The sequence below is a fragment of the Achromobacter sp. SIMBA_011 genome (genome assembly GCF_046535435.1).
Classification (GTDB): Bacteria; Pseudomonadota; Gammaproteobacteria; order Burkholderiales; family Burkholderiaceae_B; genus Achromobacter; species Achromobacter dolens.
On sequence record NZ_JAWRWN010001273.1, the window covers coordinates 1 to 234 of the forward strand.

Consider the following 234-nt stretch of genomic DNA (forward strand, 5'->3'; position numbering starts at 1 on the left):
TCTGGACAGGCGAAAAACCATAGGGTGAATAAGCCTCGCAATCGTGAAGGTTAATAGCGTGGGCTGCCAATACGGTATTGGCTGCGTCGCTTTGCAACAGCGTGGCCGATGTTTGCAACTGGGCTAGCGCCCTGCTATCAGCACGCATTAACCGCGTGTTTTCCAAGCCGATCAAACAAACCAGTCTGGTGTTGGCGTAGAACAGGCGCACACTGGGGACCTTGTTATCTATCG

Annotated in this window: 1 protein-coding gene; it reads right to left on the bottom strand. The window is 53.0% G+C overall.

Annotated features, from left to right (window positions below):
* A partial coding sequence (locus SB816_RS35155; protein WP_410548643.1) for a hypothetical protein occupies positions 1 to 211 on the bottom strand: 211 nt, incomplete at its 3' end.
* Positions 212 to 234 lie beyond the last annotated feature (23 nt).